This window comes from Chitinophaga sp. CF418 (assembly GCF_900142925.1).
Classification (GTDB): domain Bacteria; phylum Bacteroidota; class Bacteroidia; order Chitinophagales; family Chitinophagaceae; genus Chitinophaga.
This window is the reverse complement of sequence record NZ_FRCN01000012.1, coordinates 137,524-161,477: the sequence shown is the minus strand read 5'-3', so window position 1 is coordinate 161,477 and position 23,954 is coordinate 137,524. Positions and strand designations below refer to the sequence as shown.

Below are 23,954 nucleotides of genomic sequence, written 5' to 3'. Positions count from 1 at the left end.
ATTACAAATGCACGAATGGGTTTATTGGAATGAGTTGCTGAATATTCGTGCATTTGTAACATCAGTTAAATTTTAATTTCAATTGCGTGCACAGGACAGGTGTATTTTTTGTGCTTATTTTCTTTTTTATCAGGGGAAATGCACAACAGGTAAACGACGATATCCTCTATGAAAATTTTATCAGTCCGCCCCACGAGGCAAAGCCCCGCGTGTGGTGGCACTGGATGAATGGCAACATCACCAAAGACGGTATCAGGAAAGATCTGGAATGGATGCATCGGGTTGGCATCGGCGGCTTTCATAATTTTGAGGTGGAACTTGGCCGCTCGGATAAGTCACAGATAGTTGATAGGCCGCTTGTCTATATGACACCTGAATGGGTTGACGTGTTCAAATTTGCCACTAAGTTGGCCGATTCCCTGAAATTGGAAATGGCTATTGCCGCTTCGCCGGGGTTTAGCGAAACCGGTGGTTCCTGGGTAAAGCCGGAGGATGGGATGAAAAAACTTGTGTGGACAGAAATTCGTGTAAAAGGCGGGACTTCCAATATTAAGATAGCGGCTGCACCCGGTACTACAGGTCCTTTCCAAAATATCCCCATTCAGCCTTTTGGCGAACGAAAGGTTGATATTTCTAAAAATATCTTATTTTATAGAGATGTAGCAGTACTCGCGTACAAGCTGCCGCAAGCTGATAGATCATTAAGTGACTTAGGTGTTGTGGTAACATCAAGTAGTAACAATTTTACTTTATCTCAACTTACCGATGGTGATTTAAGTACAGGTGTTCTTTTACCGAAAGACACTGTAAAAGGATATGCATGGATACAATTTGCCTTTCCGCAACCGCAAACCGTTAAAGCGGTAAGCATGGTTGGTGGCGGCAACCCCGGAATGTTCGGTATGGGCGCAGACCCGGCAGATGGTCGTGCGTTGGAAGCCAGTGACGACGGAGTGAATTACCGGTTGATCACTCACATTCCGCCAGGAGCTATTTTACAGCAAACTATTCCTGTTCCTGAAACGACGGCAAGATATTTCCGTATTACAGTTAAAAACCCACCGGACCCTTTTAACAGAGCGTCCACCATGGGACTAGCCGATAAGAGCAAAAAGAATTTAAATGGAACTGAAATCGCGGAGATCGTTTTGCATACTGCCGACCGGATAAACAGGTTTGAAGAAAAATCGGCCTTTGCACCGGCAGGTAATTTATTAGATACAAAAACAACTGCTGCAAGTAACGATGTTATAAATGTAAACGATGTTATTAATATTACGGACAAGCTGAATGCAGATGGAACAATAGATTGGATAGCCCCGGAAAGAGGGGAGTGGAAAATTATCCGTTTAGGGTACTCACTGCTTGGTACTATTAACCATCCTGCCTCTTATCCGGCAACAGGACTGGAAGTGGATAAGCTTGACCCGGTTGCAGTTAAAAATTATTTCACCAATTATTTGGAGCGATATAAAAATGCTACCGGTAGTATGATGGGTAGTAAAGGCGCTTTGCAATATCTTATAACCGACAGTTGGGAAGCCGGCGCACAAAATTGGACTACTGATCTTCCAGCGGAATTTCAAAAGCGCCGTGGCTACAGCATTATTCCCTGGTTGCCTGTATTGACGGGTGCAATAGTTAAAAGCGCTGATGCAAGCGAGGCATTCCTGTTTGATTTCAGGAAAACACTGGGTGAAATGGTGGCAGCATATCATTACGATGCACTGACCGATATTCTTGCACGATACGGGATGAAGCGCTATTCGGAATCGCATGAAGATGGCCGTGCATTTATTGGAGACGGCATGGAAGTAAAAAGGACGGCAGCCATCCCCATGTCTGCATTATGGACGCCCAGTCCTGTTATTAATCAGAACGACCAAACAAGATATACTATTGATATTCGGGAATCTGCATCGGTAGCACATCTGTATGGACAAAACTTAGTAGCTGCAGAATCGTTAACAGCCCTGGGTATGGGCGGATCTGCGTGGGCGTATTATCCCGGGAATTTAAAACCAAGCGCGGATCTGGAACTTGCAAGCGGAGTGAATCGTTTTGTTATTCATTGTTCGCCCCACCAGCCGGTAGATAATAAAATTCCCGGGCTTGGCCTTGGACCTTTTGGCCAGTGGTATACACGCCACGAAACATGGGCTGAACAGGCAAAGGTATGGAATGACTATTTAGCCCGCAGTAGCTATTTATTGCAACAGGGCAGGTTTGCAGCTGATATTGTTTATTACTATGGAGAAGACAATAATATTACCAACCTGTTTGGTAAAAGACCGCCTGCCATTCCCGATGGATATAATTATGATTTCATCAATACAGATGCACTCATCAACATATTGTCAGTAAAAGACGGTAAATTAATTACGCCGGGTGGTATGAGTTATAGCCTGCTGGTATTAGACAGCAGCGCCGTGAAGATGGCATTGCCTGCATTGCGTAAACTAAGGGAATTGGTAAGATCAGGCGCAACTGTTACCGGTATAAAGCCAATAGCTACGCCAAGCCTGACTGATGACCCAAATGAATTCAATAAATTGGTAAACGAAATATGGGCCTCATCAAATTCAAAAGTTACAGTGGCTAAACCTTTGAGTGAAGTCCTTTCTTCTTTAAATATTCTACCTGATTTTGAGTATACCAAACCACAGGATAATACGCAGTTGATGTATGTGCATCGCCGGTTATCAAACGGTGATATCTATTGGGTAAATAACCGAAACGACCGGAATGAAACAGTGGAAGCCATTTTCCGGGTTAGTGGAAAGGTGCCACAGATCTGGCATCCTGAAACAGGGAGAATAGAAGCTGCTTCTTACAAAATAGAAAACGGCCGGACAACAGTGTTGTTGAACCTGACACCGAATGATGCAGTGTTTGTAGTATTCCGGTCACATGCCACAAAAAATGTGCTTACCCTCCCTGCCAAAACAGAAAGAGAAATAATGACGGTAGAAGGTTCGTGGAAGGTGATGTTTCAACCCAACCGGGAGGCGCCGGCTAGTGCCACTTTTGATAGGTTGGTCTCTTATACAGAGAACAGCGATGCAGGTATCAGATACTTTTCTGGTACAGCTACCTATACAAAGAATATCAATCTCCGTTCAGACGCCCTCGTGGAAGGAGCGCAACTGTGGTTGGATCTGGGTGACGTAAAGAATCTGGGAGAAGTATTAGTGAATGGAAAGTTACTGGGTATTGTGTGGAAGAAGCCTTTTCGTGTAGATGTAACCAATGCCTTGAAAGCAGGAGAAAATAAGCTGGAAATAAAGGTGACTAATCTTTGGGTGAACCGCTTGATTGGTGATGCGCAACCCGGCGTTACAAACAGGATTACTTATACAACGCTGCCTTTTTACAAAGCCGATTCACCCCTGCAGCCATCAGGGTTATTGGGGCCTGTGAAAATAATTTCAATCAGAGATATCCGCTATAACAATTGGCTAATTCCGTTATAGCGGAATTAGCCATGTTCATTTTTTAAATTGATACACTGATAAATCAGGGCACGGTTCAGGAAACAGACCTCATGGGAACGCTCATTGGTATTACACATAATTGTATGTGGTCTGCTTATATGCAAAAGCACATGCAACCAATTGAAAAAAACAGCCGGCGTACCAGTTATTAATACAATATGCGATATATGATGTTTTAACTATACAGAGAAGCGAATGGACAATCACCCATTAATGGTAATAAATTTTAAATAACTCGGTCTTGGTTTTGATATCCAGCTTAAGAAAGATATTCTTCATATGATATTGGATGGTATTTAAGCTCAGATGGAGTGTCGCAGCGACCTCTTTATAAGACATGCCCTCCAGCACCATTTCTATGATCTCCTGTTCTTTTCTGGTCAGCTGATCTCTCTTGACCGGTTTGTCATTCCGGTTACGGAAAAGCATGTACCGGAAGATCTGCTGGCTCATGGCTGGTTGTCCGTACTCAAGCATATAGATCATTTTATGTTCCATGCTGTTGAAATTATCGGTCTTCATGAGGTAACCGTCTGCCCCCTGATCAAACGCCTGTTGAATGATATGTTTGTTCTCTTCTTTTGTAAGCAATACCACCTGCATTTCCGGCTTCAGCTCCTTAAACTCTTTTATTTCATCCAATCCTTCTGCGTCAACGGCCTGCGGACTGAGTAAGAGAAGATCAGGGGTAAGGGTCGGTTGATTATATAAAATCCTGAAGGCATTGGAGGTGCTGTTGGTGTTGAAGCACGCGGAAAAATGGCTGTTTTGAGAGATGTGAAAAATAAGGTCGTCACTGAACTGGGCATCTTCTTCGATGATGCCGATCTGGTACTTGCGATTCAGATGAATTGATAACATTGTTTTTTTTTGATTTTGGATCATTGGGAGTTAAGTAAAATGCATTTAATCTACTGGTGAAGAGATTAGAAACAATAGAACATTCACATAATTTGTACTTAAAAAATAGGGAGCAAGGTAAGATAGCCTGACCTTTCTCAAGAATGATGAAACTAAAATTATAGACTTTTCACTGAATGAGGTGTATTCAAATCGGAGTGGTTGTAAAATAAGTACTATCCTAATAAGATATTCATAGACTACACTTTTATGTGGTAAATAATAGCAATAATAGCACGAATTTTAGTTAAACGAATATCAGTAAAATTTAGCTAAAACAAAGAAATGAAATATCACTACTCATGTTCTAACCACAATTTACCTGTTGAGTATGATAGATCCTTATTCCCCTAAAGAACAGCCGCTTTGGCTGTATTTATTGTTTGGGAACATTAAAAGATATCTTTTGGAGCATCGCGGTGTGCGCCGTGGTGGCCTTTTGCTATGCGTGTGTATGTATGTGTCGGGAAACTAAATCATAAAGCGTATTGATAATATGATAAAACCCATTAATGATAATAAATGAAAACATCTATTTGGTCCCTTCACTTTCCGTCAGTCATTTACATGTATTTCATTGGCTAACCAGTTTAAATAGTCTTGCAGAGGGCAGGTTATGAAAAGATTTTTTACCCGAAAAGAGCGGAATGAAATTTTAAGAAGAGCGGCTATTGTAACATTGGTGCTCCTTTTTTTTATTGTGTTTTTTCATAAACGGATCTTTATAGTGATCAAATCTGGCGAAGCAGGTGTTTTATATAGCGTGACGGATGGTACCGACATAAAAAATACATATGGTGAAGGCCTGCACATTATTAGTCCGTTTAACACAATGACCATTTACGATGTCAGGACACAAAAGCTCACTTTCACTCAGTCTATTATAAGTAAGAACGGTCTTAAGATCGATTTGAACTACGCTGTGCTGTTCAAACCAGACCGCAATTTCCTTCCCCTGCTGCATCAGCAGGTGGGCGCAGATTATAAGAACACGCTGATTGCGCCGTGTATACAATCCAAGATCAGGAAGGATATAGGATCACTTAGCCCGGAGGATATCTATATGACAGAAAGAAGCGTAATGGAGAAAAATGAAATAGATAGCCTGAGAAAGATCCTGGTCAATAATAAAGTCATTTTAGAGGGATATTTTATTTCAAGCGTTGCGCTGCCGGACTCGGTGAACAAAGCTATCACGTCCGTATACATCAGGCACCAGCAGAGCGAAGAGTATAATTACAGGTTGGTCGTAGAGCGGAAAGAACGTCAGCGTAAGATCATAGAGGCCCAGGGTATAAGAGATTTTAGCACCATCCTGAATGTATCGCCTGCACAGTGGAGGGCACTCGACGTAACACAAAAACTGGCGATGTCGCCAAACTCGAAGATGATCATTATGGGTAACAATGCGAGCGGGCTTCCGATCATTATGGGAGATCAGTTTACAACGGTGCCAAGTGCCACCCAAAGTAACGCCACTCAAAATGCTAACCCGCCTCAAAGAAGGAGGTTACAACGATAAAGTAATTTTTCATCAAGTAAAATAAAATTAACATGGTAGAAAATCAACAAGTTGAAGTTGCTACTGCTGAGAAAGCGGATGCGAAGGCAATTATCAAAAAGCACGTACTTATTTCCATGGGTGTAGGCGCCGTTCCTATTCCATTAGTAGATGTGGCCGCTGTTACAGGCGTACAACTTTCTATGATCAGCAAACTGGCTAAAGCACATGGTGTACAGTTTGCAGAAGATCTGGGTAAATCCCTGCTGGCATCACTGGTAGGTGGTGTAGGTAGCAAAGCGCTGGTGACAGGCTTCATCGGAAGTGCGATCAAGGCTATTCCGGTTGTAGGATCAGCCATTGGAGCCGTTACATTCCCTGCATTTGCCGGTGCTACTACCTACGCTGTAGGAAAGGTGTTTGACAAACATTTTGCTGAAGGAGGTACCATGCTTGATTTCAAACCTGCGGCTGTAAAAGATTATTTTTCAGAAGAGCTGGACAAAGGAAAAGAAGTTGTGGGCAATATCACCAAAACAGTCAAGAAACCCTTTACAAGAGGAAAATCTGGCAAAGATGTGGAGCCGGAGACTGAAATTGATAACTAACCGAACCGATTATGTTCAGCATCTTATTTAGCCCCTTATTTATCGGCTGGATAGTTCTTTCAGTGGTCTGCGGAATTGTCGGCGCCTCTTCGCGTACCGGCTTCTGGGGATCCTTTTGTCTGGCCATCATCCTGACCCCTATTGTAGTACTCATAGTGCTTTACTTATTCCAGCCGGTAAATAAGGGTAAATAAATTTCACATACCACAAACAACATTGAAGCGATGCGTATTAGCGGCGTACAGCTTTTTATTTTCCCCCACGCGGGCGGAAGCGAGATTTCCTATGTTTCTATAGAGAAGGAACTGCTGCCTGAAACGGTGACGTCCACGATCTGCTATGCAGGTAGAGGAAGGAGGATACATGAGCCGTTTCAAAAAGATATGGACGCTATGGCAATGGATTGTATGAAAATAGTCCAGCAGAAAAGAAAAGAGGAGCTGCCGCTGGTATTCCTCGGCCATAGCCTCGGAGCGCTCATTGCTTTCGAAACAGTCAACTGTATGCGGCGTTATGGCGTAAATCTGCCGGAACTGGTGTTCTTTTCCGGCAGAAAAGGGCCTGCCGCTACAGAAAAAAGCAACAGGTCTTTATTGCCTGATGAAGAGCTGTTAGCCTGTCTTTCCCGGATGGGCGGTATTCCGGAGTCTTTCCTGCAGCATCCCGACTTCCTCTCTTTCTATCTTCCGATCATCCGGAACGATCTCCGTCTGAATGATACTTATTGTTATCAGGAGCGGAAGTCGTTCGATATACCCTTTGTTGTTATGAATGGAACAGAAGATGAGCATGTTGGCCCTGAGCCTGCGCTGTCCTGGAAAGAACATACCACCGCCGCCTGTTACCAGGAGTGGCTGGACGGTAACCATTTCTATTTTTCGGATGCCGCAGCTTTCAGCCGGACATTGTCCAAGTATTTCAGTATGCATTTCCCGCATCTGCATCTGTCCCACTCCAGGGAATGTATTTAACCCATCCATCAACCAATTTAACTATTGTGAAAACAGCAGCCCAGTCTACATCCTCAGATACGCTTAGCAGTCTCCAGAAGTCGTTTCTGATTATCCGGAACCTTGAAAGAAAACTGCAGGAAGAAAAAAGCCGTGATCCGTTATCAGAAGAAATCGCGGTGGTGGGCATGGCCTGCCATCTGCCCGGTGGTATCCGTTCTGCACAGGACTTCTGGGATGCATTGCTGACAGGGGAAGATCTGATTGCTGACAATGGACTAACGGCCCGCTGGCAGGATATGGGCCAGCCCGAAGAGTCGCTCCACCGTGCGATGCCGCACGCGGGCCTGCTGGACGACATCACATTGTTTGATAACGAATATTTTCACATTTCACCCGCTGAAGCAAGATACATTGATCCGCAGCAGCGACAGTTACTGATGACAACGGGCAATGCCCTTGCTGATGCAGGCATATCTCCTGAGTCGCTTAAAGGATCTGACACTGGTGTGTTTACTGGTATCAGTGCTTTTGATTACAGCCTGCATATCATGCAGCAGGATGATAAGTATAGAGTGGATCCCTACCTGGGCAGCGGTAATTCGCTTAGTGGCGCCAGTGGCCGTATCTCTTACTGTTACGGTTTTCATGGTCCCTGCCTGAGTATCGATACTGCCTGTTCTTCTTCACTGGTGGCTTTGCACCAGGGGGCTGAAAGCCTGAAGAGGAATGAATGCAGGGTAGCCATTGTGAGTGGCGTGAACCTTGTATTATCCCCGTACCTGCAGGCAAGCCTTACAGATGCTGGTATGTTATCGCCTGATGGCCGTTGCAAGGCCTTTGATGATAGTGCGAATGGTTATGTACGTTCTGAAGGTTGTCTGACTGTTATATTAAAGAGATTATCTGATGCGGTAAAAGACGGCGACCGCATCTATGCATGTATCAAAGGTTCTGCCGTTGCACAGGACGGCGCCAGTGGCGGACTTACCGTACCCGATCCTGTGAGCCAGGCGAAGGTGATCCGTAATGCATTACGTGCAGCAGACATGCAGCCGGAAGAGATCAGCTTTATTGAAGGTCATGGTACGGGCACCTCACTGGGCGATCCTGTAGAGGCGGAAGGACTAAAACAGGTATTTGGTAGTCGCAGGGATGGGGAAAAACTGTTGCTGGGCTCTGTGAAGAGCAATGTCGGTCACCTGGAGGCCGCCGCCGGACTGGCCGGTTTTATGAAGGCATGCCTGAGCATTTACCATAAACAATTGCCGCCTCATTTACATTTTCAACAACCTAATCATCATATAGACTGGGAGCATATGCCCTTCCATATCAATAAGGATGCATACGGATTCAAAGATAAAGATACACGTATAACTGGCGGAGTTAGTTCCTTCGGTTTTACAGGTACCATCGCTCATTGTATAGTGGCCGCGTGTGAGACAACACCTGTAAACAGCGGAAAACAATTGCCCGCTCCTCATTTTCAGCTGAAGTCGCACTGGCTTGGAAAACTGCCGGGGAAATCAGCTGCGGGTTGTTTTAATATACAATGGAAACCACTGGCTGCGCTGGAAGAAAAAGAAGCGTTACAACAATACATATATATCGGAACAGGCGCAGGAACAGCTACCGTTATGGAACAGTTCCTGCAAAATAAAGAGAGCAGCACATTAGCGCCTGCGCTTTTGTCCAGGCTGGATAACATTATACCCTCTCCCCGTCAGTACCCGCTTTGCCTGGTATACGATATCAGTGCATTGCTGGAAACGGATGTGGCAGGAATGAAGCATGTTTATCAGCAATTATTGACCTTTTTGCAAACAGTACAACAGCTTGATCATACACCGGAAACCATTCTTTTTATTACCCATCATGCATTCCATGCACCGGGTACTGATGACGTAGCTGCATTGCAATACAGCCTGACAGCTTTCATCAGATCAGCTTCCCTGGAAATGCGTGGTCCTGCCATGCTGGTCCTGGATATTGATAAGCAACTACCTGATCAGGCTTTTATTAACAACTATGTGCAGCAGTCCTATTACAGGGAAATAGCCAGCAGGCATGGACAGGTATGGTACCCTGCTATCGGGGTAACAGGGCTTTCTCCTGCAGCAGAAATTACCTGCGACCCGGATGGAACCTACCTCATTACTGGTGGTAAAGGTTCTTTGGGAGCGCACCTTGCGGAGTGGATGCTGCATAAAGGCGCTGGTACGGTGATCATCACCGGAAGAAGCGCCGGCAGCCGTACTGATAATGATCGTATCGTGTACAGGCAGCTGGATGTAACGGATGAAAATGCAGTGCGTGACCTCGCTGAGTGGTTGCGTATGGAAAAGAAAATACTGAAAGGCATTGTACATGCAGCAGGTACTAACAGCCGTTGTCTGCATAATAATATGTCTGCTGATGATATCATGTACGTTGCGGGGCCTAAGATCATGGGGCTGCAGCATATAACTGCTTATCTCCCTATGGAAGGACTGGATTTCCTGCTGACCTATTCTTCCATTGCAGCCGTGTGGGGATCGGGTATGTTGTCTCATTACGCTGCCGCGAATGCCTATATGGATGCTTTTGTGCTCCAGCTCAGGAAACGGGGTATTCCGGCTAAGACGATCAACTGGGGGCCCTGGAAAGACAGTAATATGATGCTTGAAGCAGAGAACAGCGTTGACCTGCTGAAACAGTCCGGCGTTCCACCCTTTAATGCCGGAGCGGTACGCAGGGTATATGCTTCCCTGCTGGTAGCAGATGCTCCCCAGCTGGTGTACGTCTGCCTTGATAATGCGCGCTTTGTCGCGATGATGGAAATGCAGGGGACCATGGCATTCTGGGAAAACCTGCGGCCAACAGAAGATGCAGTAGAAGCACCGGCGACAAGTAAAACAGATCTTTCATTGATTGCAGATGATGTGGAAAGAGAAGACCTGATAAAACGGGAGTTACTCAGGCTGGTGAAACAGGTGCTGGCTATCGGGGATGATGAACAGGTAGACCTTACAAGGAGTTTCAGTGACATGGGCATGGACTCTATCTTGCTGGTGAAATATGTGCAGTACATCAATTCCCAGCTGGGCCTGAATGTGACTACCAATATGCTGTTCAATTATCCAACGATCAGTGGCTTATCTGTGTATGTGAACAGTCGTTTCAAAAAGGCAGTGACAGCACCGGTAAAAACGGCGGTAAGCAGCCTCTATGATATGAGTGATGAAGAAGTATTAAAAATGGTTAGTGAAGAAATGCAAAAATATTAATCGCCTATGGAAAATATAGCGCTGGTAAAAAAGTTATACGAAAGACTGAAGATAGCGGAAGAACGTATCGTGACGCTGGAAAAAAAGGGGGACATGCCTGTTGCCATTGTTGGCATGTCCTGCCGCTTTCCCGGCGCGGACAATACAGCGGCATTCTGGGATAATCTGTGCAAGGAAAAGGATACCGTTATAGAAGTACCGGAGACTCGCTGGAATGCGGCGCGCTTTTATGATAAAAACCCTGATGCACCCGGTAAATCCTATTGTACCAAAGGCGCTTTCATTGATGATGTAAAAGGTTTTGATGCTGCTTTCTTCAGGATCAATCCTGCTGAGGCCAGGCAGATGTCGCCCCAGCAACGCATATTGTTGGAAACTACCTGGCAGGCGCTGGAAGCAGCGAATATCCCGCCGGGAAGCCTGAACGGTACGAATACTGCCGTATTCCTGAGTATATCAGACGACCAGTACAGGCATCTGGCAGCAGGAGGGAATGTGAATGGTATCTCACACTTCTCTGTAACAGGTAATGCTATTTCTACCGCCGGTGGAAGGATCGCTTATCAGCTGGGACTGACAGGTACCAATATGATAGTCGATACTGCCTGTTCTTCTTCCCTGGTAGCGGTGGATCTTGCTGTGCGCGAGCTCCGTTCCGGTAAGACCAATGTTGCTATTGCGGGAGGCGTGAATCTTTTCCTGACTCCCTTCGGACATATATCACTTTCCAAAACAAGAGCGCTGGCAGCAGATGGCCGTTGTAAAGCATTTGATGCCGCTGCAGATGGATATGGCCGTGGTGAAGGCTGTGGTATTGTTGTGCTGAAAAGATATGATGATGCAGTGAAGGATGGAGATCATATCATCGCGGTGATCAAAGGAACTGCGGTGAACCAGGATGGAGCCAGCAACGGTATGACGGCGCCTAACGGCCTTGCGCAGGAAAGACTTTTAAAGTCTGTGCTCAGTAATGCAAATGTGGACCCCAATGATGTATTGTACCTGGAAACACATGGTACAGGCACCAAACTGGGCGACCCTATCGAAGCAGAGGCATTACAACAGGCGTACATCACGGAGAATAAACGGAAACATCCGCTCTATATAGGTAGTGTGAAGACAAATATTGGTCACCTGGAATCGGCTGCCGGTATTGCGGCACTGATCAAAACGGCCTTATGCCTGTATCATAAGAAGATACCGGCCAGCCTGCATTATCACAACTCTAATCCAGTTATCAGCTGGAATGAGCAGGTAAAAGTTGCTACAGGTCTCACTGATATGCCACAACAGGAAAACCGTCTGGCGGCAGTAAGCTCTTTCGGATTCAGTGGCACGAATGTGCACATGATATTGCAATCAGTAGAACAGGAATACAACAATCCGTATCCTGATGAATGTACTGTCTTGTTGCTATCAGCCCGTTCTACAGAAGCGCTGAAGAAACTGGCTGCAGCATATATTGCCTATCTCGGGAATACGGCTGCGGCTTTACCTGATATCGCTTATACTGCGCTGCATTGCAGGGATCATTTTGAAGAACGTGTGGCAGTGATCGCTGAGGATAAAACAGCCGCTGTACGATTGTTGGAATCGCTGATAGCGGGCGCTAAAGAAAGATTACTGGTATCTCCCGGAATGATCCGCAGTCACTGTCCGCTGCTGCAGGAAGATGCGCTGCGGTTTCTGCAGAAAAAAAAAGGACATACCTGGTCGCTGCGCGGTACGCAGGTGCCGATCCCTGTTTACCAGTTCGATCATGAAGAGTTCTGGGTGGAGGATAGTCTGTACCGCTCAGCTGAAGAACCGGCAGTAGAAGCTGTACAAACTATACCTGCGGTGGTAATGGAAGATGTGTCAGTGGCTTTATATGTGGACAGGATCGTTGGAGAGATCACAGAAATGAAAACAGGCACATTCGGAGATGAGGATGATTTCTTTGGCATGGGCATGGACTCTATTATGGTTATGCACCTGCGGGAACGTATCCTCGAAGATAAGAAGGTGAATATCGAAATATCCCTGTTCTATGACAAACTAAATACCCCGGGCAAATTAAAGGAATACCTGCAGGCAGCTGCTCCCGGCGCTTTGCCGGTAAAGAAAACAGCGGAAGCCGCTTTCGTTCCCTATAAGGTGCCGGAAATAACAGTTGATCAGACGGCCGATGTTAAGGATGCAGCCTTACAGGCGTTGGTGAATGATGTGGTAAAAAACAGCAACAGTTCCAAACAGCTGACGCAGGATTACCGCCAGTATCTGGCCAATAACCGGAACATAGCAGGCTTCAAACCCCGCTGGAAAGAGATGGTATACCAGCCGGTGGCTGCGAAAGCAGGAGGTGCTTATATATGGGATATGGAAGGCAATCGCTACCTGGATTTCACCATGGGATTCGGCGTGCATCTGTTTGGTTATAACCCGGCATTTGTCAATCAACACTTACAGGAAGTACTGGAAAATAAATTATTCCTGGGGGCATTAAGTCCGCGGGCCGGTGAACTGGCCATGCGTATCTGTAACATAACAGGCAATGAGCGGGCAGCTTTTTATAATACCGGAACAGAAGCCGTGATGGTAGCAATCAGGCTGGCAAGGGCCGTGACGCAGAAGAACAGGATCGTTATTTTCTCGGGTTCCTATCATGGTACATACGACGGTATACTGGCGCGGCAGGGTAAGGATATTTATGGTGAACCACTGGCGCCGGGTGTGAGTACATCTGTAAGTCAGGATGTACTGGTATTACGTTATGGTAATGAAGAAGACCTGGAAGTGATTGCAGGCATGGCCGGAGAAATTGCAGCCGTACTGGTGGAGCCGGTACAGAGCCGCAGACCGGACTTCTTTCCTGAGCAATTCCTGCAACAGTTATCGGGGATTACCACACAGCACAATATCGCGCTGATATTTGATGAGGTCATATCCGGGTTCAGGTTTGCGATCAATGGTATCCGCGCCTTTACAACAGTAAAGCCTGATATCTCGGTATATGGTAAGATCATTGGCGGTGGAGTGCCTATTGGTGTAGTAGCCGGCAGCAGGCGTTTCCTGGATGCTGTGGATGGCGGCTTCTGGTCTTACGGCGATCAGTCACATCCCACTGTGATGAATACGTTTGTGGCGGGCACCTTCTGTCATCATCCTCTGGCAATGGAAGCAGGTATCCATGTATTGGATCACCTGGAAGCGAACCCCGGCATTTACCGGCAACTGGAACAAACGACGAGCGGTATCTGCGATGAACTGAATTCATTCTTCAAAAGCCGGCATCTTCCTCTCAGCATGGTGCATTTCGGATCACTGTTTCGCTTTGTGCTGAAAGGCAATTATGAGCTGTTGTTCTATAAGCTGCTGGCCAAAGGGATCTATATATGGGAAGGCAGGAACTGTTATGTTTCCACGGCGCATACTGCAGCTGACATCCGTCACCTGATCGATGCGGTAAAGGATAGCTGTACGGAGCTCTTGCAGGAAGAACTGATCACTGCCGCCGAAGAAGAAGCGCTGCCTGAATTCAAACTCTCTGCTGCTCAGCAGAACATCTGGTGGGCATGGCAACTGCAACCTGAATCAGCATTATTTAATCTATCGGAAACCATGCTGATTGAAGGAGGCTTCCTCCCCGATAAATTCGAAGCTGCCTGTAATCTGTTGACGCAGCGGCATGAAATATTACGCACGGTGTTCTATGAAAAAGACGGTGTGCCCTGGCAACGGACCTTACAGGACGGGAAGTTTACTTTAACCTGGATGGATCTGCCGGAAGACGACAACGCAGCGGAACGGCTGTTGCTGCAAAAGAACCAGGAGCCGTTCAGCCCCGGTGATGAATGGTTATGGCGGATAGCGGTTTGTGAAAGAAAGAACGGAGCCTACCTGGTGGCTATCACGGTGCATCATATCATTTGTGACGGATGGTCTATGGAAGTGCTCTTCAATGACCTCATTGACCTGTATAATGGACTTGTAAACGGGCAGACAATTAAAGGAACTTCAACACTGCAATACCGGCACTATGTGCAGGAAGAGCAGGAAAGTGTACAGAACGAAGCGCTACGCACGTTCTGGCATGAGCAGGTAAAAGACGTGAGCCCGCTGCATATTCCGGGAACAACCACCGGGGGGGAAACGGGAAATGGAGCGTTTTCATTACTGATCATGGGCCAGCATTATGCCGCTATCAGGCAGCTGGCCACTGATTTTAACCTGAGTGTGTTTACCGTCATTACAACAGTGACCCAGTTACTGTTGCACAGTTATACGGGTGCAACAGATATTACCACCGGAACGCCTGTTACCGGCAGGAGCAAAGCGAAGTGGCATAAAATGATAGGGCACTTCCTTAATATACTGGTACTGCGTATGCAGCTGAAAAAAGAAGAAACCTTCACTCAACTCCTGCAAAGGCTGAAGGTACATCTGATGGAGATGTTTGAGAAACAGGATTACTCTTTTGAAACATTGAAGAACGAGTGTTGGAACCGGCGCGACGGTGAACTGCACCCCTTCTTCGACATAGAGATATCGCTGCAGAATTTCAGACTAAAGCGGCACCATACTTCCCGGGAGTTTAATGGCCTGTTTGTAAGCACTTTCAAGGGATTGTCCATTGATCCCAGAAAATATCCCATGGAGTTCCGCTTTGATGAAGGGCACGACGATATTGCGCTGCAGATACATTATGATACCGGGCGCTATCCTGCATCGCTGGTGAAAGAAATGCTGGATGACTGGCAGTTATTGCTGGAGCTGGCGGCTGCAGGTAGAGATGAGTCCCTGGCTGTATTGACAGGAAAGCTGAAGGAATTGCGTCAAGGCAAGACCAAGCAGGCATTACATTCCCGCCGTAGTGAGAACTTTTTGAAATTAACCACAACAAAATAAACGCCAATGCAGTTTCAGAGACAGCAGTTTTCATTAAAAGACGTGAGGCCAAAAGCCATTGATCCTGAAGGTGATCTTATTGAGAAAACACCCGGCTTCCCGACGATCTATAGACCCGTTATGGATGGTATCTCGTTAAAGTTGTGGTTAGCTGGTCATCAGGAAGAAGTGGAGGAAGATCTGAAAGTCTATGGCGCTATCTTATTCAGAGGTTTTGATGTACCTGACAGGAACGCCTTTCAGGATGTAATGCTCGCGTTTAATGAGGAATTTCTCTCTTATAAAGACCGCTCTTCCCCACGCACAGAAGTGAAGGAGAATCTGTATACTTCTACAGAACATCCGGCAGATCAGGTTATTAACATGCACAATGAATTGTCTTACTCTCATACATGGCCGCTGAGGATCGCTTTTTATTGTTCTAAAGAACCTGCTGAAAAAGGTGAAACACCTATAGCGGATGTACGCAAAGTACTGCAACGCCTGCCTGAAAAGTTGGTAAACGTGTTCAAAGAAAAGGGGATACTATACCGCAGATTGTTGCAGAAGGGGGTGGGCTTGTCCTGGCAGGAAGTGTTCCAGACAGAAGACCAGGCAGTAGTAGAACAGCATTGTAAAACGTATGGACAGGAGTTCTCCTGGACAGGCAATGACCGCCTGGAGATCAGGTGGCACAGGCCGGCAGTCAGGACACATCCGGTAACCGGGGAAGAAGTGTGGTTCAACCATGGATACTTCTTCAATTTCTTGGCGCTGGCGCCTGAAATAAGGGCTGCCTTCTCCAGTAGTGATGAACTACCTTTTAATACATACTACGGAGACGGTTCACCTATTGAAGCGGAATACCTCGAGCTTATTCATGCCGCCTACGAGCAGGAATGTGTCTATTTCCCCTGGAAAAGAAAGGATATCCTGTTGATGGACAATATGCTGGCGGCACATGGGCGTAATTCTTTCAAAGGTACGCGGGAGATCAATGTAATCATGATGAAACCTATCAAGCAATAATGGAGAATTTATCGGGTGATGTGATCCTGCCTGTTACTGAAAAGCAGAAAGGATATTTTCAACAATACGTATCTCAACTGCCAGTTACTTTTTCCTGGCAGATCTATTGCGAGGCGGTGCAGGATGTAAAGGCGCTTAGCCGGGAGCTACTGGGCCTCTTTCATAAACAGGAAGCTCTTCTGACACGCTTTGCATACCAGCCTGATATGGTGTATCCATTACAACGCATCGCAATAGCAGGCGAACATATACATATTTTCCTGGAAGAGGAGGGGAAGAATGTCGTCTCATTTTCAGACGATTGTAAACAGCATTTACAGCAGTTAAGTGAGCTGGTTGTCTTTGCCGCCTCGCACGATAGGGAAGGTACTTGTTACCATGCATACCTTCAGCTTCCTTTCGGCATTGCGGATTTTCACAGCATAGGTAAACTGTGTAGTGCCATACAGCATATCTTTTGCAGTAAACAACTACCTGATCCGGCTATATCCTATTCCCAGTATGTTAGCTGGCAGACGGAAACACTAAAACAGCAGCCGGAGGAGATAGCTGACTGGTTCAAACAGCAACTGGTTGACCGTGTAAGAGTAACACCGTTTTTATTTGAGGCAGCAGATGCCACTGATAAGCCTTTATATGAAAGTACTGCCATCAAGCGTAGAGGAACTGCTTTACAGCTTGTCGCTGAAAGGGCAGGCGTGTCAGTAAGGGATTGTTGTTATGGCATCTTCAGTGTATTGTTAAGTTATTTCACCAGTAGAGACCATGTGATGCCGGGAGTATTGCTGAATGGACGAGTGTATGACGAACTGGATAATACGGTGGGCCAGATCGACCAGCTGATTCCTTTGCCGCTGATGTGGGAGGATAACTTTAACACATTGGTGAACAGGATCTCTGAGTTAATGGGAGAAAGACAATCCGTGGCCGAATATTTTAGTCAGGAATTTGTACAGGAAGTTTTCGGCAATGCATTGCCTTATGCGGTGCAGTACGTAAAAATGCCGGACGATGTAAGGCACTATAATGACTGGCGGGTGATGCTTCCCGGCGTTTCATTGCAGCTGGATATTCTGGATACAAAGGATGGATTAGCCACACGCTGGAGTTTCGATAACACACGGTTCAGTCGTAGTGCAGTTGAACAGATAGATCGCGTATTACAGCGGCTGTTTGACCTCGCAGAGATCAATCCCGAACAGGTAACAGATATTAATTTACTGGCAGATGATCTGGTCGCTGATATAACGTTTCCTATAACTGCACACCAGGATTTTATCGCCTTGTTTCAGGCAAACTGTCAGCAGTATCCTAATGCAACCGCTATTGTAGCCGGAGATACGGAATATACTTATAGCGCATTGGAGCACTCAGCTGATAGATTGGCAGCTGTGTTGATAAAAGAAAAGGGCATACAGCCCGGGGATATTGTGGCGATTAGTGCAGGCAGAAGCGCAGAGGTGATCTTTGCACTCATTGCCATAATGAGGGCTGGAGCGGCGTTCCTGCCGCTGGACAGGTCCCAGCCGGCTGCGAGGATACAGTCCATCCTGGATGATGCAGCCCCGGTGCTGGTACTGACTGAAAATGATGATGACAATATTGGTTGTTCGATAACTGCTTTGCTGGAGATGGCGGATAGCGCAGATGGTGAGGTAATATATCCACAGCTGCAAGGTGAGGCGCTTTCTTATGTAATCTATACCTCAGGTACAACGGGGAAGCCTAAGGGTTGTATGCTGTCGGTAAATAACCTGTCACATTATCTTCACTGGTGCGCCAACATCTACACGAAAGACAATACCTGCGGTAATTACCCCTGGTTTACGCCATTATCATTTGATCTTACCATTACGGGCATCTTCCTCCCATTAACAACGGGGAAAAAGGTGGTGGTATTTCCGGAGGAAGAACAGACAGACCTGGTACTGCAGCAATGTTTTTCCGGAAAGTATGGTATTGACAGCATTAAGCTGACTCCTTCGCATATCAGTTTGTTAAAACACCTTGAACTGGAGGATACACCCATACAGGTGGTGATCACTGGTGGAGAGCAATTGCTGGCTTCACAGGCCGCGACCCTGTTTAAGCTGAATAAAGATATTTTACTGTTCAATGAATACGGCCCTACGGAAGCCACTGTGGGATGTATTGTGAAACGTATCAACCCCGAGGATCAGTTGATCACAATAGGCCGTCCGATAGAGGGCATGGAAGCCTTTATCCTCAATAATGCGGGCCAGCTATTAATGCCCGGATTGGCCGGTGAATTGTTCCTGGCAGGAAATGGTATTGCGAAGGGGTACCTGAACAACCAGGAATTGACTGATGAGAAATTTGCGCTGTCAGGTAATAATCGGGTGCTCTATAAAACCGGCGACCTTGCCAGGCAGTTACCCGATGGAGAGTTTGTGTTCCTGGGCAGGATAGACCAGCAATTAAAGATCCGCGGATACCGTATAGAAACGGAAGAAATCATACACCAATTACAAAATATTCAGGGCATTAAGGCGGCACAGGTGCTGGCAGAACTGCACGGAGACGACCCTGAGCTGGCGCTGTTCTTTGAAGGCGATGCCGCCATTGCGGCTGTGATAGCGTCGCTTAAATTGCAGTTGCCTGCGTACATGGTGCCGCAACATTTTTATAGGGTGAAGCAAATACCACTTACCGTAAACGGGAAAGTGCATACCAAAAGGCTGTTATCCCATAGCTTAACCATTAAAGAAGACACAAAACCTTATGAAGCGCCTGTTAACGAAACGGAAAAGCAAATTGCAGCTATCTGGAAGGAATTGCTGCAGGCAGACCAGGTAGGAAGACACGACCATTTTTTTGCTTCCGGCGGACAAAGCATTAAGGCTTCTGCATTAGTAGCCCGCTTAAATAAGCATTTTAAGGCCGGATTTTCGCTGAAAGACATTTTTGACTATCCAGTATTGTCTGAGCAGGCAATACGAGCTGTAAAGGCTAAAAAATCCCTGTTTAAAGATCCTGTTGCGCTGCCCCTGGGTGAGTCGTATGAATTGTCGGGGCAGCAGCTCAGGATCTGGACAGAACACAATGGCGTCCGTCTCTCTACGGCCTATAACATGCCGGTAGCTTACCGGATACATGGGCCGTTTTCGGTACAGCGTTTTGTGGCTGCCTTTGAAACGGTGATCGGCCGCTTTGAATCCTTACGCACCACCTTCGTTTGCGGGGAGGATGGGATACCCAGGCAGATAATCCACCCGGATGCGGCCTTTGTCTATCAGTATGAAGAAGGCCCTGTTGATATTGAAGCCATGTGCAGGCAGCATGCGCAGCTGCATATTCCGCTGGATAAACTCCCCCTGTACCGGGTAGCCCTGTACAAACTGGCACAGGAGGAATGGCTATTGCTGATCAACCTGCATCATATCATTGCAGATGGATTATCGGAGGAGATACTGTTTGACCAACTGCTGAGAGAGTACGATCAGCCGAATGGGGAGGTAGCTTCTGCCGGTTTACAATATAAAGAGTATGCTGCCTGGCAGAACAGCCTGCAGCAGAATACGGCAGGCCGAGATTACTGGTTGCAACAATTCAGAGATCCTCTGCCGGTGACAGCATTAACAGCTCCTGTGAATGCCACCCGCCAGCAACATGATATAGCCGGTAGTTACAGCATGGCAATAGGAAAGGAGTTGTCAGGGAAGATATTGTCATTCTCAAAAGAACGGAAGATCACCGTCTTCCCGCCGTTATTGGCTATAACTGATATGCTGCTATACCGCTATGGCGGTGGCAATGACAGGGTCATGGCTGTACCGGTGGACAACCGCCTGCATGAAGCCTTTATGCAACAGGTAGGATTCTTCCTTAATACGCTCCTGCTGAGGAATGAACTTGATCCAAAGGCCTCTTTTCATGAACTGACTAACCGCTGGAGCCGTCGCCTGGCAGAAGGCCTGCAATATCAGCAATACCCTTATGAATTACTGGCGAAAGAACTGACAGCCCTGCATGGTGTAGCCGGCGACAGCCTGTTCCATGTACTGGTCAATTTCCAGGAAAGACAACAGGGGAATATCATTGAAACGAATGATCTGAGGTTGGAGAAACTACCCTATGATGGGCATACACAGGCTAAAGTGGTACTGGCTTTCAATTTCTCTCAACATAATGATGAACTGAGCCTGACTGTTGACTACGACCGGAACATCTACACGGAATCTTTCATCCGCCAGATGCTAAAGCATGGCCTCTTCCTGGCCGGGCAGCTGATAGATCAGCCGGGAAGCGCTGTGGGAACAGTGAGTATGCTTTCGCCCGATGAAGTGGTGCAATGGAGGAATTGTGGAACAGGACCTGTTAAATATATTGCTCCTGCAGAGACCATCATTTCCCGCTTCCGCCAGGTGGCAGAACAATATCCGGACCGTACGGCTATTGTTGATCAGGACAAGGGGGTGAGTTATCGTGCATTGCTGAAAAGGATGCTTACCATGGGCATGGGCGGGATTTTGCCCGGACAGATCGTGCCTGTACTGGCCGCCCGCAATGAACTGACTATTACGGCTATGTTGGCCATCATGCACCGTGGCGCGGTATACCTGCCTATCGATGTGAAACTGCCGGAAGAAAGGGTCCTTTCTATCGTTAGGGAATGCGGTGCGCAGGTGGTGTTGAATACCTCCGGAGAGTCCTATGAGCTGAAAGATATAGCGGTGCTTACTCCAACGTTTACAAGCCGGGAGAGTCAGCCGGTAAATATTACAGGAGAAGTACCTGCTTACATGATCTTCACTTCGGGTTCTACTGGTAAGCCCAAAGGGCTCAGCATATCACATACCGGATTGTTAAATACGATCACTGCCCAGATCGCAGGATTTGGCGTGACCCGGGAAGATCATTGTATGTGGTTCTCATCACCAGGTTTTGATGCGTCCTTGTCAGAAATGTTTCTGGCACTATTGTCCGGGGCTGCCTTATATACAGCGAATCCCGATCTGATCAATAACCAATATGTATTTCTCGACTGGGTTGCAAAGAGAGGTATCTCTGTAGCTACCATTCCGCCAGCATACCTGTCGGCGTTGCCTGCAGAGTTGCCTCATACGTTACGTGTGCTCATTTCTGCGGGAGAAGCATTACCCGAAAGAACAGGACTTGCACTGGCCGGCAGGCATATGTTGTTCAATGCGTATGGTCCTTCGGAAAATGCCATCTGCACCACCTTTACGAGGATCTATCCCACAGATCACCTGATACCGGTGGGTATGCCGATAGCAAACGTAAAGATAAAAGTGCTGGACGCTGATCAGCAACCAGTGCCTGCGGGTGTAACGGGAGAACTGCATATCACAGGCGTAGGACTTACGAAAGGATACTACAACAATGAAACAGAAACCGCATTACGTTTTTATAAAGCTGGAGAGGAGACATGGTACCGTACGGGGGACTTTGTACGTTGGCTCGATGATGGAAGGTTGGCCTTTGGGGGAAGGAAGGACGAGCAGGTAAAGATCAATGGCAACCGGGTGGAATTGGAAGATATCCGGCATTGCCTCACAGCACATCACCTGGTGAAAGATGCCCTGGTAGTATACAAGGTATTTGAAGGGACTGCAGATCCCGTACTGGTGGCGTATGTTGTACCGGAAGATGCTACCTGCGAGGAGGATATGCTGATGGCGTATGCCAGGACGGTATTACCGGTTTACATGGTGCCGTCTTTCTTTATCGCGGTGCCGCTTATACCGCTTACCAATAATGGCAAGAAGGACAGTACAAACCTGCCTTCGCCATTCTGTCGTGACCAGCAGCATGTAGTCGTGCCTGCATCTGAAAATGAGCATATGATTGCGATGCTGTACTCAGGACTGCTGAGTACAACCGCCGACCGGCTTACACATTTCTTTGCTGCCGGTGGAAACAGTCTTCGCGCTATTCAGCTTATTTCAGCTATCTATAAGATATCCGAAAAGGCTGTCACACTGGGAGAGCTTTACAGGAATCCACAGGTGAAGGACCTGGCTTTCCTGCTTGACCAGAAAGCGGCGGAAATTCCTTACGAAAAATATGTGGAAGAGAATGAATGGCACGAGGCCACACCCATGCAACAGCGAATATGGGCGGATATGGAGGTGACTGGCGGAGGGAAGTATCTGATGAAAGGATCTTTTGAATTGACCGGTCCACTGGATGAGACACGTTTCAGGCAATCGCTTCACCGTGTGCTGGAAGTACATGGTATGTTAAGATGCCGTTTCAGGATATCAGGACAGGGCCTGCAGTATAAGCTGTTCCCCGTGGATGAGCGTCAGATACAATATGGTGATGGCGCTGGTGTGGAGATGAACCCTGAGAAAGATCCTGTATGCCGGCTCTTTCTGCAGCAGCAGGAGCAGCAGCGCTACGTGTTTACATTTGTTTTACATCACCTTATTGCAGATGCCTGGAGTATCAAGGTACTCATAACGGCAATCCTGGATCACTACAGGGAACCGGATCAGTATAAAGAAATTACACCCTATAGTAAATATGCACAGCGTACCAGTCAATTGAAGCCTGTTAAAACAGACAGGGCTGCACTGGCCCGACATTGCCTCCTGAAAGAGCGACAGGAAGAGAACGCCGGAGACAAGGGCGCGGGATATTTCAGACAGATATTTCATAAGTACTCAGGCGATACTATTGCGGAATTGTCTGCGGCATATAAGGTGTCTCCTTTTGCACTGATAACCGGCTTACAGGCGCTGGCTTTTACGGATGATGCTTCACAACCGGTATTAACGGTATTTGCACCGCTTCATGGACGCTTTGATCCTGCCTGGTATAATACGGTGGGCTTATTTATGAATGTAGTTCCCTTCACTGTCTACAAGCAGTTATATACACATATATCAGACCTGATCGAGCATGTGCAGGCCCAGTGCACCGCCTATCTTGAACAGCCTGAAAGGTATGTGGCGCAATGGGTGCCTGCCGGTGGAGAGGAAGTGGCCGGACGGGGCGTACTGGAAATTCATATAGATGACTTCGAAGGGCATTACAGGGAGGCTGTTGTGACGCCTCCGGATATTACTGTCCGTCCACTCCATACTGCGATAAGCAGGAAGTTCAGTATGGAAATACATTTTACCTCAAACAGCCAGGGACTTTCTGCTGAGTGCCTGTATGATCAGGATGCTTACAGCGGAAGGTTTGTACAAAGGGGCATAGCGAGATTTGAGCAGATGCTGGCAACACTCAGTAGTAAACCTTCACAAACGATGATGGCCCTGGAACATCAATTACATAACACTGAAAAAGATATGATGCAGGCCGCACAGCAAGCCAGCATCCGTAGCTTCCTAAAAAAGAATTAAGCG

The 23,954-nt window shown here is 46.8% G+C and carries 9 protein-coding genes; 8 read left to right on the top strand and 1 reads right to left on the bottom strand.

Annotated features, from left to right (window positions below; genetic code table 11):
* Positions 1 to 86 precede the first annotated feature (86 nt).
* Entirely contained in the window at positions 87 to 3,473 is a 3,387-nt protein-coding gene (locus F3I09_RS24525; protein WP_223233372.1) for a glycosyl hydrolase, read from the top strand.
* Positions 3,474 to 3,704: 231 nt separating this feature from the next.
* Here the strand turns inward: F3I09_RS24525 and F3I09_RS24520 are convergent, their stop codons facing one another.
* A complete protein-coding gene (locus F3I09_RS24520) occupies positions 3,705 to 4,355 on the bottom strand; it encodes a response regulator transcription factor (protein ID WP_188133945.1) in 651 nt (216 codons plus the stop codon).
* 655 nt (positions 4,356 to 5,010) lie between these two features.
* On the opposite strand from F3I09_RS24520, the gene F3I09_RS24515 reads away from it, so the two are divergent.
* The 7 genes from F3I09_RS24515 to F3I09_RS24485 all read left to right on the top strand — a co-directional run bounded on the left by F3I09_RS24515 (position 5,011) and on the right by F3I09_RS24485 (position 23,951).
* Positions 5,011 to 5,916, top strand: a complete 906-nt coding sequence (locus tag F3I09_RS24515; protein ID WP_149697696.1) for a prohibitin family protein — start codon at positions 5,011 to 5,013, stop codon at positions 5,914 to 5,916.
* Between the two features lie 32 nt (positions 5,917 to 5,948).
* Positions 5,949 to 6,503: a YcjF family protein gene (locus F3I09_RS24510; RefSeq protein ID WP_149697695.1), complete on the top strand. Its 555-nt coding sequence runs from the start codon at positions 5,949 to 5,951 to the stop codon at positions 6,501 to 6,503.
* Positions 6,504 to 6,727: 224 nt separating this feature from the next.
* A complete protein-coding gene (locus tag F3I09_RS24505) occupies positions 6,728 to 7,474 on the top strand; it encodes a thioesterase II family protein (protein ID WP_149697694.1) in 747 nt (248 codons plus the stop codon).
* 26 nt (positions 7,475 to 7,500) lie between these two features.
* Positions 7,501 to 10,719: a type I polyketide synthase gene (locus tag F3I09_RS24500; RefSeq protein WP_188133944.1), complete on the top strand. Its 3,219-nt coding sequence runs from the start codon at positions 7,501 to 7,503 to the stop codon at positions 10,717 to 10,719.
* A gap of 6 nt (positions 10,720 to 10,725) precedes the next feature.
* Positions 10,726 to 15,606 carry an aminotransferase class III-fold pyridoxal phosphate-dependent enzyme gene (locus F3I09_RS24495; protein WP_149697692.1) on the top strand — a complete coding sequence of 1,627 codons (4,881 nt, stop codon included), beginning with the start codon at positions 10,726 to 10,728 and terminating at the stop codon, positions 15,604 to 15,606.
* 6 nt (positions 15,607 to 15,612) lie between these two features.
* Positions 15,613 to 16,614, top strand: a complete 1,002-nt coding sequence (locus tag F3I09_RS24490; RefSeq protein WP_149697691.1) for a TauD/TfdA family dioxygenase — start codon at positions 15,613 to 15,615, stop codon at positions 16,612 to 16,614.
* A complete protein-coding gene (locus tag F3I09_RS24485) occupies positions 16,614 to 23,951 on the top strand; it encodes a non-ribosomal peptide synthetase (protein ID WP_149697690.1) in 7,338 nt (2,445 codons plus the stop codon). The genes F3I09_RS24490 and F3I09_RS24485 overlap by 1 nt, the downstream gene beginning before the upstream one ends.
* Positions 23,952 to 23,954: the final 3 nt, after the last annotated feature.

Coding starts and splice junctions, on each gene's coding strand:
- F3I09_RS24520 (WP_188133945.1), bottom strand. CDS start 4,355: ATGTTATCAATTCATCTGAATCGCAAGTACCAGATCGGCATCATCGAA.
- F3I09_RS24515 (WP_149697696.1), top strand. CDS start 5,011: ATGAAAAGATTTTTTACCCGAAAAGAGCGGAATGAAATTTTAAGAAGA.
- F3I09_RS24510 (WP_149697695.1), top strand. CDS start 5,949: ATGGTAGAAAATCAACAAGTTGAAGTTGCTACTGCTGAGAAAGCGGAT.
- F3I09_RS24505 (WP_149697694.1), top strand. CDS start 6,728: ATGCGTATTAGCGGCGTACAGCTTTTTATTTTCCCCCACGCGGGCGGA.
- F3I09_RS24495 (WP_149697692.1), top strand. CDS start 10,726: ATGGAAAATATAGCGCTGGTAAAAAAGTTATACGAAAGACTGAAGATA.
- F3I09_RS24490 (WP_149697691.1), top strand. CDS start 15,613: ATGCAGTTTCAGAGACAGCAGTTTTCATTAAAAGACGTGAGGCCAAAA.
- F3I09_RS24485 (WP_149697690.1), top strand. CDS start 16,614: ATGGAGAATTTATCGGGTGATGTGATCCTGCCTGTTACTGAAAAGCAG.